At 63.0% G+C, this 15,517-nt stretch carries 16 protein-coding genes and 1 tRNA gene; 8 read left to right on the top strand and 9 right to left on the bottom strand.

What is annotated here, in order from left to right; translation table 11 throughout:
* The first annotated feature begins 59 nt into the window (after nucleotides 1–59).
* From fdhE to ACQ4WY_RS05070, 4 genes are all read left to right on the top strand, one after another.
* Complete coding sequence (gene fdhE / locus ACQ4WY_RS05085; RefSeq protein WP_436503097.1) at nucleotides 60–1,127, top strand: formate dehydrogenase accessory protein FdhE; 1,068 nt, start codon at nucleotides 60–62, stop codon at nucleotides 1,125–1,127.
* Entirely contained in the window at nucleotides 1,124–2,533 is a 1,410-nt protein-coding gene (gene selA / locus ACQ4WY_RS05080; RefSeq protein WP_436503096.1) for an L-seryl-tRNA(Sec) selenium transferase, read from the top strand. The genes fdhE and selA overlap by 4 nt, the downstream gene beginning before the upstream one ends.
* Nucleotides 2,530–4,485, top strand: coding sequence for a selenocysteine-specific translation elongation factor (gene selB / locus ACQ4WY_RS05075; protein ID WP_436503095.1), 1,956 nt, complete (start codon nucleotides 2,530–2,532; stop codon nucleotides 4,483–4,485). The genes selA and selB overlap by 4 nt, the downstream gene beginning before the upstream one ends.
* A gap of 179 nt (nucleotides 4,486–4,664) precedes the next feature.
* Nucleotides 4,665–4,760 (top strand) — tRNA-Sec (locus tag ACQ4WY_RS05070).
* Nucleotides 4,761–4,868: 108 nt separating this feature from the next.
* Here the strand turns inward: ACQ4WY_RS05070 and ACQ4WY_RS05065 are convergent.
* Nucleotides 4,869–5,840, bottom strand: coding sequence for a LysR family transcriptional regulator (locus ACQ4WY_RS05065; RefSeq protein WP_436503094.1), 972 nt, complete (start codon nucleotides 5,838–5,840; stop codon nucleotides 4,869–4,871).
* 106 nt (nucleotides 5,841–5,946) lie between these two features.
* Between ACQ4WY_RS05065 and ACQ4WY_RS05060 the strand changes: the two genes are divergently transcribed.
* Nucleotides 5,947–7,116: an NADH:flavin oxidoreductase/NADH oxidase gene (locus tag ACQ4WY_RS05060; RefSeq protein ID WP_436503093.1), complete on the top strand. Its 1,170-nt coding sequence runs from the start codon at nucleotides 5,947–5,949 to the stop codon at nucleotides 7,114–7,116.
* Nucleotides 7,117–7,173: 57 nt separating this feature from the next.
* Nucleotides 7,174–7,557 carry a nuclear transport factor 2 family protein gene (locus tag ACQ4WY_RS05055; protein WP_436503092.1) on the top strand — a complete coding sequence of 128 codons (384 nt, stop codon included), beginning with the start codon at nucleotides 7,174–7,176 and terminating at the stop codon, nucleotides 7,555–7,557.
* Nucleotides 7,558–7,670: 113 nt separating this feature from the next.
* On the opposite strand, the gene ACQ4WY_RS05050 is transcribed toward ACQ4WY_RS05055, so the two are convergent.
* The gene (locus ACQ4WY_RS05050) at nucleotides 7,671–8,912 is read right to left on the bottom strand and encodes a cation:dicarboxylate symporter family transporter (RefSeq protein ID WP_436503091.1); all 1,242 of its coding nucleotides are present in this window, start codon (nucleotides 8,910–8,912) and stop codon (nucleotides 7,671–7,673) included.
* Nucleotides 8,913–8,984: 72 nt separating this feature from the next.
* Nucleotides 8,985–9,410 (bottom strand): VOC family protein, encoded by a 426-nt coding sequence (locus ACQ4WY_RS05045; protein WP_436503090.1) that lies wholly within the window; start codon nucleotides 9,408–9,410, stop codon nucleotides 8,985–8,987.
* 144 nt (nucleotides 9,411–9,554) lie between these two features.
* Between ACQ4WY_RS05045 and ACQ4WY_RS05040 the strand changes: the two genes are divergently transcribed.
* Complete coding sequence (locus ACQ4WY_RS05040) at nucleotides 9,555–10,412, top strand: LysR family transcriptional regulator (RefSeq protein WP_436503089.1); 858 nt, start codon at nucleotides 9,555–9,557, stop codon at nucleotides 10,410–10,412.
* 84 nt (nucleotides 10,413–10,496) lie between these two features.
* A complete protein-coding gene (locus ACQ4WY_RS05035; RefSeq protein WP_436503088.1) occupies nucleotides 10,497–11,210 on the top strand; it encodes a substrate-binding periplasmic protein in 714 nt (237 codons plus the stop codon).
* 14 nt (nucleotides 11,211–11,224) lie between these two features.
* On the opposite strand, the gene ACQ4WY_RS05030 is transcribed toward ACQ4WY_RS05035, so the two are convergent.
* The 6 genes from ACQ4WY_RS05030 to ACQ4WY_RS05005 form a co-directional block, all read right to left on the bottom strand.
* The gene (locus ACQ4WY_RS05030; RefSeq protein WP_436503087.1) at nucleotides 11,225–11,965 is read right to left on the bottom strand and encodes a GGDEF domain-containing protein; all 741 of its coding nucleotides are present in this window, start codon (nucleotides 11,963–11,965) and stop codon (nucleotides 11,225–11,227) included.
* 3 nt (nucleotides 11,966–11,968) lie between these two features.
* Nucleotides 11,969–12,367: a DUF1987 domain-containing protein gene (locus ACQ4WY_RS05025; protein WP_077406607.1), complete on the bottom strand. Its 399-nt coding sequence runs from the start codon at nucleotides 12,365–12,367 to the stop codon at nucleotides 11,969–11,971.
* A 22-nt stretch (nucleotides 12,368–12,389) separates the two neighbouring features.
* Nucleotides 12,390–12,947 carry a SiaB family protein kinase gene (locus tag ACQ4WY_RS05020; RefSeq protein WP_436503086.1) on the bottom strand — a complete coding sequence of 186 codons (558 nt, stop codon included), beginning with the start codon at nucleotides 12,945–12,947 and terminating at the stop codon, nucleotides 12,390–12,392.
* A 65-nt stretch (nucleotides 12,948–13,012) separates the two neighbouring features.
* Nucleotides 13,013–14,230, bottom strand: coding sequence for a SpoIIE family protein phosphatase (locus tag ACQ4WY_RS05015; protein WP_436503085.1), 1,218 nt, complete (start codon nucleotides 14,228–14,230; stop codon nucleotides 13,013–13,015).
* Nucleotides 14,231–14,410: 180 nt separating this feature from the next.
* Nucleotides 14,411–15,034 carry an NAD(P)H-dependent oxidoreductase gene (locus tag ACQ4WY_RS05010; RefSeq protein WP_436503084.1) on the bottom strand — a complete coding sequence of 208 codons (624 nt, stop codon included), beginning with the start codon at nucleotides 15,032–15,034 and terminating at the stop codon, nucleotides 14,411–14,413.
* Nucleotides 15,035–15,085: 51 nt separating this feature from the next.
* Nucleotides 15,086–15,451 (bottom strand): MerR family transcriptional regulator, encoded by a 366-nt coding sequence (locus ACQ4WY_RS05005; protein ID WP_436503083.1) that lies wholly within the window; start codon nucleotides 15,449–15,451, stop codon nucleotides 15,086–15,088.
* Between the last annotated feature and the right edge of the window lie 66 nt (nucleotides 15,452–15,517).

Raw genomic sequence — 15,517 nt, 5'->3', positions numbered from 1 at the left:
TTTCCTTTGCGGCTTGCGATGACTGTATCGATTAAAATACTTTTACATCCCCTTTTTTGATGGGAACTCCATTGGTACAACGCATTCTTCAGCCAGGCGAAATCGAAGGCCTGGACCACAACGCGATTCCGCGCCTGCTGCTGCCGCAGCCTGACAGCCTGTTCAAGGCGCGCGCCTTGCGCTTGCGCGAACTGGCGCAAGGAAAAATCAAGGGCATTCCCGTCGACGCGGGCATGCAGGGCTATTTGGTGCTGATGGCCGCGCTGGCCGACGCGCAGGCGGCCGTGGTGGGAAAACTGGCGCCCGGCGCCGTGCCTGCCGCCGACCCCGACGCGCTGCGCCGCGCGATGCAGCACCGCATGCCCGTGCTCCCCGTCAACGGCGCCCGTCCGCCCGTCTGGCGCGACATTTTCGCCAGCCTGCTCGATGAACTGGCCGCCACGGCGAAAAGCCAGCCGGCATTGTCCGGCGGCCTGACGCAGGTGCTGGCCCAGCTGCGCGCGCTCGATGCCTCTGCGCTGGACGCCTGCGCCGATGCCGTGCTCGATGAAAACGGCGACAACCTCAATCCCATGCATGCGCCGTTCGTCGCGGCCGCGCTGCAAATTCTGTGGTCGGTGTCGGCCAGCGAACTGCGGGCCGCGCGCGTGCCGGACCTGGAAACGGGCACCCTGTGTCCCGTTTGCGGTTCGCACCCCGTTGCCAGCGTGATCCGCATCGGCGGCCAGTCGCAGGGCTACCGCTACCTGCACTGCGGCATTTGCGAAAGCGAATGGCATATGGTGCGCGTGAAGTGCTCGACCTGCGAACAGAATGGCAAGATCGCCTATCAGGGACTGGACGCGGCTGATGCGGCGCCGTTCGACCCCGTGGCGGCGAAGGACGACAAATTGCCCAACAAGGCGAATGATCCGAAAAAAGTGGCGCGCGCGGAAACCTGCGACGACTGTCATACCTACCGCAAGGTCTTCAACCAGGAACACGATTACAACGTCGAGCCCCTGGCCGACGACCTGGCCAGCCTGATGCTCGACCTGCTGGTGGGGGAAGCAGGCTACCAGCGCGCCAGCGGCAATCCGCTGCTGTGGCTGGGGAAGAACGAAAGCAGCGAGGGCCAGCAAGCATGACGACTGGGCAAACCGTGCGCCTGCCATCGGTAGACCGCATCCTGGGCGACGCGGCTTGCCTAACCCTGATTGCGCACTACGGCCGCGTGCAGACCCTGGCCTGCGCGCGCGCCGTGCTGGCCGAACTGCGTACCGCCATGCTGGCGGGCGCAGTCTGCGAAGAGGGCGCATCGACCATCGCCATCGTCGCGCAAATGGCCGAACGGCTGCAATCGCAATCGCGCTCGCAGCTGCGCGCCGTCTTCAACCTGACGGGCACCGTGCTGCACACGAACCTGGGCCGCGCGCTGCTGCCCGACGCCGCCGTGCAAGCCGTGGTGGAAGCGTTGCAATGGCCGATGAACCTGGAATTCGACCTGGAAACGGGGAAGCGGGGCGACCGCGACGACCTGGTCGAGGAATTGCTGCGCGAACTGACGGGGGCCGAAGCGGCCACCATCGTCAACAACAATGCGGCCGCCGTGCTGCTGATGTTGAACACCCTGGCGCAGAACAGGGAAGTCATCGTCTCGCGCGGCGAGCTGGTGGAAATCGGCGGCGCCTTCCGCATCCCCGACGTCATGACGCGCGCCGGCGCCGTGCTGCGCGAAGTGGGCAGCACCAACCGCACGCACCTGGCCGACTACGCGAACGGCGTGAATGAAGATACTGCCCTCTTGATGAAGGTCCATTGCAGCAATTACGCGATCACCGGTTTCACGAAAAGCGTGGAGCTCGACGAACTGGTACCGCTGGCGGCAAAACACGGCGTGCCGACGGCCGTGGACCTGGGCAGCGGCACCCTCGTCGACCTGGCGCAGTATGGCTTGCCGCATGAAACGACGGTGCGCGAGACGATAGCAGCGGGCGCCGACCTGGTGACCTTCAGCGGCGATAAATTGCTGGGCGGGCCGCAGTGCGGCGTCATCGTCGGGCGCGCCGACCTGATCGCGAAGATCAAGCGCAATCCCTTGAAACGCGCGCTGCGGGTCGGCAAACTGACCCTGGCCGCCTTGGCCCCCGTGCTGCAGCTGTACCGCGCGCCGGACTTGCTGGCCGAACGCCTGACCACCTTGCGCCTCTTGACGCGTCCCGCCGCCGCCATGCGCGCGCAGGCGGAAACCCTGCTGCCGCTGCTGCAAGGCGCGCTGGGCATGCAGTATGTGGTGACGGCTGAAGCCATGAAAAGCCAGATCGGCAGCGGCGCCTTGCCTGTCGATCAGTTGCCCAGCTTTGGCCTGGCGCTGCGCAGCGCCCCAGGCTCGCGCCTGAGCAATCCCTTGGGAACGCTGGAACAGCGCCTGCGCGCCTTGCCGTGCCCCGTGATCGGGCGCATCGGGCAAGATACCCTGTGGCTCGATTTGCGCTGCCTGGAAACGGCGCACGAGGCGGCCTTCACCGCGCAGCTCGCCGAGTTGTCCGCATGATCGTCGGCACCGCAGGCCATATCGACCATGGCAAGACGACGCTCACGCGCGCGCTGACGGGCGTGCACACGGACCGGCTGAAGGAAGAGCAGGCGCGCGGCATCTCGATTGAACTCGGCTATGCCTACCTGCCGCTGGCGGACGGCACCGTGCTGGGCGTGATCGACGTGCCGGGCCACGAAAAATTCATCCGCACCATGGCTTCCGGCGTGACGGGCATCGACTTCGCCCTGCTGGTGGTGGCGGCCGACGACAGCATCATGCCGCAGACGCACGAGCACCTGGCCATTTTGCAACTGCTGGGCGTGACGCGCGGCGCCGTCGCGCTGACCAAGATCGACCGCGCCGACAGCGCCCGCGTGGCGCAGGTGGAAGCGGAGATCGAGGCGCTGCTGACCGGCACGCCGCTGGCGGGCAGCCCGATTTTCCCCACCGCCGCCAACCGCGACAACGATGCCGGCGTGGCCGCCTTGCTGACGCACCTGACGCAGGTGGCGCGCAGCCTGCCGCAACGCGACGAGCGGCGCTTGTTCCGCCTCGGCGTGGACCGCGTGTTCACCTTGTCGGGGCAGGGAACCATCGTCACCGGCACGGCGCTGGCGGGACGCGTGCAGGTGGGCGACATGCTGCAGCTGGCGCCCGGTGGTGCGCAGGCGCGGGTGCGCAGCATCCATGCGCAGAACCGCGCGGCCGAAACGGGCATGGCGGGCCAGCGCCTGGCGCTGAACCTGGCCGGCATCGACCGCGAGCGCATCGAACGGGGCAACTGGATCGTCGCGCCGGCGCTGGCGCAGTGTTCCGAGCGCCTCGACGTGGAACTGACCCTGCTGCCCGACGCCGGCGTGCAGCTGAAAGCCTGGTCGCCGCTGCACGTGCACCTGGGCGCGGCGCACCAGCTGGCGCGCGCCGTCATGCTCGATGGCGAGACGCTTTCGCCAGGGCAGACGGGGAGAGTACAGCTGGTGTTCGACGCCCCCATGCACGGCGTGCCGGGCGACCGCTTCGTCGTGCGCAATGCGCAAGCCACGCAGACGGTGGGTGGCGGCATGGTGCTCGATCCGTTCGGCCCTGCGCGCAAGCGGCGCAGCCCGGCCAGGCTGGCCTGGCTCGATGCCCTGGCCGCGTTTGTCGCGCAGGGCGACTATGCGGCCCTGCTGGCGCAAAGCCCGCTGGGCCTACGCGAGTCGCTGCTGGTGCGCCTGTCCCTGCTGCCGCCAGAAGCCCTGGCGCTGCCGCCCGATACGCGGCGCATCGCCCTGCGCGCAAACGACGCCCTGCTGCTGGCGCCGCCGGCGTTGCTGGAGCTGGAAGAGAGAGTGCTGACCGCCCTGGCTATCTTCCACGCGCGCGCCCCCGACGAGGCGGGGCCGGAACTGTGGCGTCTGAAACGCATCGTCGACGCGGAGATGGAAGACGCCTTGTGGAGCCACCTGGTCGAAGGCTTGCTGGCGCAGGGCAGCGTGCTGGCGCGCGGCGCCAGCCTGCACTTGCCGACGCACAGCGTGGAATTGACGCCGCAGGAGCAATCGATGGCCGAGCCCTTGCTGGCAGCGTTGGAACAGGGGCGCTCCGATCCGCCCTGGACGCGCGACCTGGCGCGCGACTTCGGCCTGGCCGAGGACGAAACGCGCCGGCTGTTGCGCAAACTTGCCAAGGCAGGGCAGATCAGCCAGGTGGTGCACGACCTGTTTTATCACCAGGCGGCGCTGGCCGAGCTGGCGCAACTGGTGCGGGAACTGACGCAAAAGGCAGAAGAGGAAGCAGGCTTACCGGCCGGCAATGGCGCCGTGGGCGCGGCCACCTTCCGCGACGCCAGTGGCCTGGGCCGCAAGCGGGCGATCCAGGTCTTGGAATTCTTTGACCGCGTCGGTTATACTCGCCGTGTTGGCAATGGGCATCTATTACGCCCGCAGGCGCTGTGGTCCTACACCGCAGCCTTGCCCAACAGCTAAGTATTAAGTAACCCCCAATAAATTATTGTGATTTCTGACTTCCATAACCGACGCTCTGCAGCGTTGCCCGCTGCTAGCAGTGCTTGCACTGCGTCGCAACAGGCGCCTTGCATAGCATCCGGTTCTGTTCGTCATAATTTCACAATAATTTCCCGAGGATTACTTAGCTCAGGCACCGCGGAAAGCACACTCATCCGGTGATGTGGCCGGGCTTCAAACCCGGTGGAGGGCGTCAGACGTTCTCCCGTAGGTTCGACTCCTACTGTTTTCCGCCACTTGCTTTTCCTTCGACCCCTCTCCCTAATGTCGCTCTCATTGCGCTCTACCAGCGTTGGCTTGTTGCCACGTTGCCGCAGATTCACACTGCAATAGTAGCCATCAAATCAAGACGTTTTCGTTTGATTGGCAGTGCGCATGAAATCAACGAATGCACGCAGCTTTCCGGGCATGTGCTCGCGATGCGGATAGTAGAGATGAAAAGCGTCATCCAATGCCCAGTGCTGCTTCAGTATCTGCCGCAGCATGCCGTTGGCTAACTCCTGCTTCGCAAAATCTTCCAGGATGAAAGCGATGCCCTGGCCTTGTATTGCAGCGTCGAGCACGGATCGCATCTCGTCAAAAATAAAGCGCCCTTGAACGTCGATTTGTACCATCTGACCGCGATCTTCGAACTTCCAGTCATACAGCCTCCCGCCGACGCAATAGCGCTGGCGCAGGCAGTTGTGCTTGAGCAGTTCAGCCATCGTTTGTGGTTCACTGCGCTCGCGGAAATAATCGGGCGCTGCCACCACGATTCTCTTTTGCACTGCTCCCAGTTGCACAGAAATCATGTCATTTTGCAGTTTCCTCCCCATGCGTATGCCGATGTCAAAGCCGGCGCTGACGATATCGGTCAGCTGATTATCGAGCGAGATCTCGACATTAATCAGCGGGAACTGTTCCAGGAACGACGCCATGTGCGGCTCGATCAAGATACGGTAGGCAACATAGGATGAACTGACGCGTAACATGCCCGACGGTTGATCGGTCGTGAGCAAAGCTTGTGACAAGGAGTTTCTGATCAAGGCAAGTGCAGGTGCCAATGTCGCGTTCAATGACGCGCCAGCCTCGGTCAGACTGACACTGCGTGTGGTGCGATTGAACAGCCGCACATTCAGTTGTGCTTCCACGTTTTTGATCGTGCGGGATACCGCAGTCGGCGTGACGCCTATTTCTGCGGCAGCGCGAGCGAAGTTCAAATGCCTGGCGGCAGCCTCGAAGGTCAGCAGACCTGGAAGGTGCAACGGCGGTGAAGGGAGGGCGCGCCCTGCATCCTTAGTGCTGGCCGGACCTTCTATTATGACTTTTTTGCTCATACTGTATCTCCACCTATGACTATTTACGTCATTATCTCCGATCTGCATACTGATCACATCAAGCAAATCAATCCGGCTACGCCAGCCATCTTTCGAGAAAAGAAGCATGAACAAAATCTTTGAACCCCTGACATTGCGCGGTGTCACCCTGCGCAACCGCTACGCCCTCAGCCCGATGTGCCAGTACACGGCGAAAGATGGCCTTGCCAGTGATTATCATGCCATCCACTACGGCCGTTTCGCTCTTGGCGGCTTCGGCCTGATGATGGTCGAGGCGACTGCCGTCTCGCCAGAAGGACGAATCACGCATGGCGACCTGGGCCTGTGGGATGACGCGCACATTCCAGGCCTGGCGCGCATCGCTGCCTTTGCCAAGGCCTATGGCGCCACGCCTGGCATCCAGATCGGCCATGCGGGGCCGAAAGCGAGCATCCAGCGCGCCTTTGAAGGCAACGGCCCCTTGAACGACGAGGACGCCGCACGCGGTGATATCCCTTGGAAAGTGGTATCGCCCAGCGCACGTCCGGTGGCCGACGGCTGGCTGCGGCCCACCGCCCTCGACGCTAGCGGCATCGCCAAGGTCCGTGACGATTTTGTTGCTGCGGCCCGCCGCGCGCTGGAGGCAGGCTTCGATGTACTCGAGCTGCACTTTGCGCACGGCTTTCTGCTCAACGCTTTCCTCTCACCGCTGACCAATGACCGCAGCGATGAATACGGCGGCAGCTTCGAGAACCGCATCCGCCTGCCTTTGGCAATCGCCCGCGAAGTGCGCGCGGTCTGGCCGCAGGACAAGCCACTGTTCGTGCGTCTGTCGGCGGTCGATGGCAGCAGCAGTGGCTGGACCATCGATGACAGCATCGCTCTGGCCGAAGCCCTGAAGGCGCTCGGTGTCGACGTCATCGACTGCTCGTCCGGCGGTTTCGGCGTCTATGAATACCCGAACGGCTATGGCTTCCAGGTGCCGTTCGCCGCACAGATCCGCCGCGAAGCCAATATTGCCACCATGGCCGTCGGCATCATCGTCGATCCGGCGCAGGCCGAAGCAATCATCGCTTCCGGCCAGGCCGACCTGGTCGCACTGGGCCATGCGGCGCTGCGCGATCCGCACTTTCCCCTGCATGCACAGCAGGCGCTGGGAGCGGCTAACCCGGACGCAGCCTATGCCAACTGGAATGTCCAGGCCGGCTGGTGGCTCGACCACCGCGCCAGCAAGTTGGCACAGTTGGGTGCATGGTCGCCGGCACCGGCTGCTAGCGCGGCTACCCAGAAGGATTGAACCTCATGCCGGCCAGGCTGGCCGGTTTTTTTAGTATTAACAACCAGGAGTAAAAACATGAGCAAACCGACCTATGTGCAGGATTATCAGGCCATCGTCGAAGTACTGAACAAGTACAAGGAAGGCTGCAAGCAAGCCGATAGCAGCATCATGAAACCGGCCTTCAGCGAGCAGGCAACGATGTTCAGCGTTGACGCCGAAGGCAAGCTGACTGGCGGAGGTATCCAAAACCTGTTCGACGGCATCGACACCGCTTTTCAACCATCGCCTGAAGCTCAGGGGGCAATCGTCAGAGTCGACATCGTCGGCACCGCCGCCAGTGCGCGCATCGACACGAACGATGTTTCTGGCTTCTGCTTCACCGACTTCTTCCACTTGCTGAAAGTCGAAGGCAAGTGGACGATCGTCAGCAAGATATTCCATACCCACGTCGCGCCCTGAGCGCGGCACTAACGCCGCTGAATCCGCGCGCTCGGATTACAGCGGCAAAGTCCACACACGTCCTTCCCTGGCACGAGAGCTTGGCCATCAAGCGCTTTGATATAGTTGCCAGCTCAGGTGCGGGCCAATACCGGCAAGGGTTGCCGCGGAAGCAAATCCTCTTTTTCCCAGCGCGCGATAACCAGCGGCGCGACAGCGTTACCGAGCACATTGAGGGTCGTCGTGCCACTGTCGATAATCCGGAAAATGCCGGCGATCAGGGCAACGCCTTCCAGCGGCAGTCCGGCCGAGGCCAGCGTGGCGGACAGGATAATGATGGCAAAGCCAGGCACGCCGGCCGCGCCTTTCGATGTCAGTACCATGGTGATCACCAGCATTGCCTGTTGCGTCGCCGACAGGTCGATGCCATACAATTGCGCTATGAAGATGGTGGCGACGCCAAGAAAAATCGCCGCGCCGTCCAGGTTGAAGGCATAGCCGACCGGCACCACGAAGCTGACGATGCGCCGTGGCACCCCATACGCTTCGAGCTTTTCCATCAGCTGCGGCATGACGGCAGCCGAGGCGGCGCTTGAAAAGGCCAGCAGCAATTCATCCTTGAAGTAGCGTATCAGCTTGAAGATGTTTTCGCCGATCAGGTAGCAGATGCCGCCGAGCACCACCAGCGCAAACAGCAGCAGCGCCAGGTACACCACGCCGATCAGCTTTAACAGCGGCAACAGCGACGCGAAACCGAAACTGCACACGGTGGCCCCTATCATGCCGAACACGCCAATCGGCGCGTAGGCCATCACGATGCGCACCACCCTGAACATGGTATCGAGTATGCCTTGCAGGACGGCCAGTACCGGCGCGCTCCTGGCCTGCGGCAGGGAATTGAGGGACAGGCCGAACAGCACGGCGAAAAATAGTATCGACAGCAATTTCCCTTCCGCCAGGGCCACGAAAATATTTTCCGGGACAATGTTCTGCAGGATGACCAGCGCGCCTTTGGGTGGCTCCATCTTCATCGCCGTGGCGCCATGGACCATGGAAGAGATATCGGTACCCGAGCCAGGTTGGAACAGATTGGCCAGCAACAAGCCGACGACAATGGCCAGGCTGGTGATGGCGAAAAAATAGCCGATCGACTTCATGCCCATGCGGCCGAACGACTTGTTGTCGCCGCCGGCAATGCCAAGCACCATGCAGCAGAACACCAGCGGCACCACCACCATCTTCATCATCTTGATAAAGATATCGCCCAGGGGCTTGAGCACTTGCGAACTCACCCAGTCCTGGTGCAAGGGATGCGTATTGAAATACCAGCCGACCAGTATGCCCAGCGCCAGTCCGATGGCGATTTGTACAACCAAAGAAATCCGTTTCATCCCTGTCCCCGTTTTATTGTATGCAGTTGGGCACGGGCCAGACCCGTGCCGCCGGTATTACTTGGCGAACAGCTGGTCGATATTCTGGAAGGCCTTGAATTCGAGGGCGTTACCGCATGGGTCAAACAGGAACATGGTGGCCTGCTCGCCGACCTGGCCCTTGAAGCGGATGTAAGGTTCGATGACGAACTTCGTGCCGAAGGTTTTCAATCGCTCGGCCAGGGCTTCCCATTCGTTCCAGCCCAGCACGACACCGAAGTGCGGCACCGGCACGTCATGCCCATCGACGGGGTTCGAATGCACGTGTTCCTGCGAGGCCGTCTTGGGGTGTTCATGGATCACCAGTTGATGGCCAAAGAAGTTGTAGTCGACCCATTGCGTGCTGGATCGTCCCTCTGCCAGGCCAAACACATCGCTGTAGAAGCGGCGCGCCGCCGGCAAGTCATAGACGGGAATGGCAAGGTGGAAAGGTGAAAGGCTCATCGTGAAATCTCCTGTTGGTGTGTGGTCGGCGTCGTGATCCGGCGCGATGCGGGGAAGTCAATGACGCTGCTCAAGTATTGTAGAATCTCGAAATGGAAAAAATAATCAATATATTTTTTCCATAAACAAAAATAGGATTGATGAATGATACGAGAACTCAAAACCCTGGTATCGGTCGCGCGCGAGGGCACGTTTGCAGCTGCCGGCGACAAGATCGGCCTGACGCAAGCGGCGGTCAGCGCACAGATGCAGCGCCTGCAGGCCGAACTGGGCTTGTCCTTGTTCGACCGCGCGGGACGCTCCGCTCGGCTCAACAAGATGGGGCATCAGATACTGGAGCAGACCCAGGAGTTGTTACGCCTGTACGACAACCTGGGCTCCGCAAGTGCCGGCGCGCCGGCCGCCAAAGTGACCATAGGCGCGATCGCCTCAGTGCAGCGTTCCTTCCTGCCGGATACCTTGGCCGCGCTGCACCAGCGATTGCCCGATTGCCGCACGCGCGTTTTACCTGGCTTGTCAATGGAGTTGTTGAACATGGTAGACGCGGGCGAGATCGACATGGCGGTCATCATTCGCCCACCTTTCGCACTGCAAAGCGACCTGCGCTGGACCACGCTGGCGCGCGAACCGTTCCGTTTGATCGTGCCACGTGACGTGCCCGGTGATGACTGGGTGGAGTTACTGTCGCAGCAGCCTTTTGTCCGTTATGACCGCGCCTCGTTCGGTGGGCGCCAGGTCGATCGTTTCCTGCGAAAAATGCATTTGCCTTTGCGCGAAGTCTGCGAAGTCGACGAACTCGATGCGATCATCAAGCTCGTGGCCAATCGCGTTGGTGTTGCCTTGCTGCCACAAACTGCTGCCCACCGGCGTTGGCCGGCTGCAATACGCGTTATCGACCTGGGGCCACACACCTTTCATCGGGATATCGGATTGGTACACCGCTCTCAGGCGAGCCTCAGCGCTCCTGCGCGCATGCTGGTGGATCTGATGGTAAAACAATGAGGGGCGGTTCAAGTTTCTCTTCTGACATAACTGCGGGCCGATGGTAACATCGGCTTGAATCCCCTGTAGTGGAAGAAAGCAAGCATGAAACAAGCAAGCATGGCAGGGCTGCTGGCAGTGGCGCTGCTGATGCCGGCGCTGGCCGCGGCGGTGGACGTGCGCATCGTCGGCGAGCATTTGCCGCCGTCGAGCATGATGGAAAACAATGTCGTCGTGGGACGTGAAACGCTCAAGGTGCGTGACATCATGGCGCGCGCCGGTCTTTCCTACAGCATTGAATTGTTGCCGTGGAAGCGCGCGTACGCGCAGGCGTTGCGCGAGCGTGACACCTGCATCTTTTCCACCAGCCGCACGCAAGAGCGCGAAGCGCAATTTCGCTGGATCGGCCCCCTCAACGAAGCGGAATGGATACTCTACGGCCTGGCCGAGCGGCACCTGGCGCTGCGCACGCTAGCCGATGCGCGCGGCCTGGTGATCGGCACGGTGCTCGGCGACGCGCGCGACGCCTACCTGCGCCAGCGCGGCTTGAGCGTGGCGCCCGTGACGCAAGAGTGGCTCAATCCGCAAAAGCTGCTGCTGGGGCGCATCGACCTGTGGGCCGTCGGCATGGCGGTGGGCAGCAAGCCGTTTGCTGGCAAGGAGTGGGAGGGCAAGGTGGTGCCGCTGCTGACTTTCAACCGCGTGCAGACTTACCTCGCCTGCAACAAGGAATTGCCCGAGGCGCAGGCGGCGGCCATGCAGCGGGCGGCGGCGGCCATGCGCCGCGACGGCAGCATGGCGCACGAACATATACGCTGATGCAGTGCCTTGATTCAGCTCTCCAGCCACTGGCGCACGCAATTGCGTCCTTCGCGCTTGGCCTGGTACAAGGCCTGGTCCGCATGGCTGTAGGCCGTTTCGAAGGCCGTGCCGGCGCGGTTCCAGCTCAGACCCACGCTGACGGTGATGGCGCGCGTGATGGGCGCCGCATGGTGCTGGCGGCCGACGCTCTCGCAGATGCGCTGCGCGATTTGCGCCGCGTCGTCGCGCGAGGAGGTGGGCCAGACCACGGAAAACTCTTCGCCGCCGACCCGGCCGATGGCCGTCTCCTGTCCCAGTAATCCTTTCAAGCAGTCGACCACGGCCTGGATCACGCCGTCGCCGGCCGGGTGGCCGAAATCGTCGTTGACCTGCTTGAACAGGTCGATATCGAGCACGATCAGCGCCATGTCGCCCTGGGCCAGGCAGCGCGAGGCGTGGTCGATCACGGCGCCGCGGTTCATGGCGCCCGTCAGCGGGTCGTGCGTGGCGCGGTATTCGAGCTGGCCGGCCAGGGTTTGCAATTGGCGGTTCAGCAAATGCATGTCGCGCTCGGCGCGGTCGCTGCGGCCGATCAGGCGCCGCGTCTCGCGCATCAGCCGCTCGTAGTGGACGATCAGTTCACCGAGCACGCGGCGCTGCGCCTCGCCGCTGGCGTGAATGTCGGCGTGCATGCGGCGCGCGGCGGCCAGCGCCGCCGCTTCCACGGTGAACAGGTCGGGTTCCAGGCCGGCCTCGGAGATGGCGGCGCGCATGCCCTAACTGCCTTGCACGGGATGGTCGTGGAAGTCCAGCGCCGTAAAGTCCTGCTGCAGCTCCTGGCCGAATTCCAGGATGGTGTCGTCGTCTTCGTCGTGATACCAGTTCAGGCGCACCTGGTTGCCGTCGACGGCGGCCTGGTTCAGGGTGTCGAACAGGGTAAACAGCATCTTCGTGCTCGAGCTGTTGAAATAGGCCAGCGAGACGTTGACGGTGATGGCGCTTTCGCGGCAGCCTTCCAGGTAGGCGCGCACGGCGGCGATCAGCGGGCCATAAAAGGCGGCCGCATTTTCCGGATAGGACTCGCCCTTGATCGACAGGGTGTGCTGCTCGAAACGGAAGTCGATTTCGGGCGAACTCGGGGTCGCGGCGATGAACAGTGGTGACGGTAATTGCATATGCTTTCCTGAGTCGGCTCTTTCAAATGATGGCTTTGATGCAGAAGATGGTGTGGCCCGGCTCCTGGGGATCCTGGACGAATTCGAATTCCAGCGGCTCGCTGGCGTCGCGCGCCATGGTGAGAAAACCCAGGCCCGCCCCCTTGCTGTCGGCCGGTGCTTCCTCGCGCAAGGCCTTCTTGTAGGCGAGGCGGATCTCCTCCATCGTCATGGTGTGCAGCGGCTCCAGGCGGGCGCGGATCTGCGCCACGTTGTCCGTCGAGACGGGGTTGGCGCACAGCAGAAAAAAGCTGTCGCCGCGCGTGCCGATGCAAAATGAACCGCGCCGCATCTGCTGGTCCAGTTGCGCATCGGGCGTCAGGCTGTCGGCGGAATAGTGCATGATGTTTTGCGACATCTCGATGAACGAGGAAAAGATGCGCCGCCGCGTGGGCCCGGCCGCGCCGGCCGTATCGAGACGCGCCTTGACGGTTTCGGAAATGGCGCTCACCACGTGCTGCGAGAAATAGCCCACGTAAAAAAAGATGATGTTGCGCTTGCGTGCCACATCCCAAAACTCGTTGAATTCTTCGTACAGCACGTCCGTGCTCCTGGCTAGCCGGTGACCCGGTTTCTTGTTGATAAGGTGGCTCGATGGCGCCAAAACTACAGGCGGAAACAGAAAAAGGTCAGGTCGTCGCGGCGCGGCTGCTTGCCTTGCCAGGCGGCGCTGTCCTGCAGCAGCGCCGCCGCCACGTCGCCAGCCGGTGCGTCGCGCTGTGCCAGCAACTGTTCGCGCATGCGTCGCTTGCCGTAGGCGATGTCGCGCGCGCCGCCGATCTGGTCGAGCAAGCCGTCGGTGGTGACGAACAGCACGCTGCCGGCGGGAATGTCCAGCGTCTCGTTGTGCCAGCGGTAGCCGGCCGGCGTGTCGACATAGCCCACACCCATGCGCGCGCCATCGATGGCGCGCACGCCGTCTTCGCCCGGCGCGACCACGTGCAGCGCCAGTTTCGCCCCCGCGAAACGCAGGCTGGCGCTGGCCGTGTCGTAGCACAGGAAGGCGCAATCCATGCCGTCGTTCGAGCCCGCGTGGCCGGTGGCCTCGCCGTTGCTGGCGCCGTCCTGGCCCAGCAAGGTCTTGATGGCGCGGCTGACGGCGCCGATCAAGGCGGCCGGATCGTGCGGCCCCAGCTCGCGCAGGGCCTGGCTCAGGGCCGACGAGGCGATCAGGGTCATGAAGGCGCCCGGAACGCCGTGGCCCGTGCAGTCGGCGATGGCGGCGAACCAGCCGCCTGCGTGGCGCTCGAAGAAGTAAAAATCGCCGCCGACGACGTCGCGCGGCTGCCATTCCAGGTGGGCGTCGGGCAGGGTGGCGCGCAATTCCGCATCGGAGGTGCGCAGCAGGGCGCGCTGGATCACGCTGGCGTAATCGATGCTGTGCATGATCTGCCGGTTCTTTTCCGCCTGCATGGTGGCTACCACGTTCATCAGTTGCAGGCCGAAGCCCACGCCGGCCAGCGCGCCATCGTCGGTGATGATGAAGCCGTCGGCCAGCGCCTTTTCGCCCGCTTCCACGGCGCGGAAGGTGAGGTCTTCGATGCTCATGGCGCCGTCGACGATCAGCGGCTCCTTGTCCATGAAGGCGATGCAGCTCTTCTTGCCGTACACCTCGTGATAAAAGGGCTTGGACATCTGCGACATGAAGATGTTGCGGCTGATCAAGCCGATGGGACGCCGCTGTTCCGTGACGGGCAGGCTCATCATGTCGCGCCGTTCCGTGAACAGTTCCAGCACGGCGAAGTTGCTGGCGTCGGCCTGCACGGATTCCGTGGGAATGCACAGATCAAACGCCACGGACGTGCGATAACGGGGAAGATGCAATCGAGAAGCGTTGAACTCCACAGCGGCTACCTTTACATGACGATCGGACCCTTGTTGTCGCGACGGCAAGGCGGCTGACAAACAGGCAATATCATTATGGTAGCCTTTGAATATGACGGCTTGATTACCAGCTTGTCAAAACCGTATGCAAGATGGCTGCATGGCAAGCTGGTGCCGGGCTTACAGGCGGCGGGCCAGCGCCTGCGTCTGTGCCAGCCAGCGCGCCCGCTGCGCGTCGGTGGAATCGATCAGGGGACCAAAGCTGGCCACCTTGACGGGCTTGACGCCGCAAAATTCCAGGGTCGTCTTGCGCAATTGGTGTATGCCGGGCATGTGGTAGACCCAGCGGAAATACCAGGGCGGCGTGTCCATCGTCACCAGCAGCTGGGCCGTGCGGCCCTTCAGCAGCTGCGCCGGAAAAGCCTTGCCCGGGCGATACTTGAAGGCAAAGCCAGGCAGGAAGATGCGGTCGATGAAACCCTTCAGCAAGGCCGGCGCGCCGCCCCACCAGATCGGGTAGGCGAACACCAGGTGCTCGGCCCAGCTGATGGCTTCCTGTGCCGCCTGCAAGTCCGCTTCCAGCGGCTGTACCTGGCGGTAGCCTTCATGCAGGTTCTGGTCGAAGTCCAGCTGGCCCAGGCGCAGCTCGCGCACGCTGTGGCCCGCGCTGCGGGCCGTGGCGGCATAGGCCTCGGCCAGGGCGGCGCAGAAACTGTCGTTGGAGGGGTGGCCGAGGATGATCAGGATGCGTTTTGGTACCGTGTTGGGCATGATGCAGGCTTTCCAGTAAAGAACAGCTTGCATGCTAAAGCCTGCCCCTAATGGCAGAGTCAAGCGCGGCGTGAGGTGATAGCTTCAGGCGGCCGCTTGCAGGTGCTGGCGCGCCAGGCAGTCGCCGATTTCCGTGTCGATGTCGGCCAATTGCGCGTCGAGCTGGCGCAGGCGGGCGATATCGCCCTGTACCTGTGCGCGCTTGGCAGCGATGTGCTGCGACAGGGCGGCCCAGTCCGTCTCGTCGCCGGCCAGGACGGGCAGCAGTTCGGCCAGGCGGAAGCCCAGGGCCTGCGCCTGGCGTATGAGTTTGACTTGCGCCAGGTCTTGCTGCGTGTAGATGCGGTAGGCGCCGGAACGGCGCACGTCGCCCAGCAAGCCCAGCGCTTCATAGTGGCGCAAGGCCTTGGGCGAGGTGCCCGCCAGGCGGGCGATTTCTCCGATGTACATGGGTGATCCTTTCTCAAGCTTGAACGAATCTTACCCCAAGGCACCGGCGCCCAGGCGGCCCAAGCC

Origin of the sequence: Janthinobacterium salmonicoloratum (genome assembly GCF_051380845.1) — a bacterium.
In the GTDB taxonomy this organism is placed as follows: Bacteria; Pseudomonadota; Gammaproteobacteria; order Burkholderiales; family Burkholderiaceae_D; genus Janthinobacterium; species Janthinobacterium lividum_F.
This window is presented reverse-complemented; position numbering and strand designations above follow the sequence as displayed.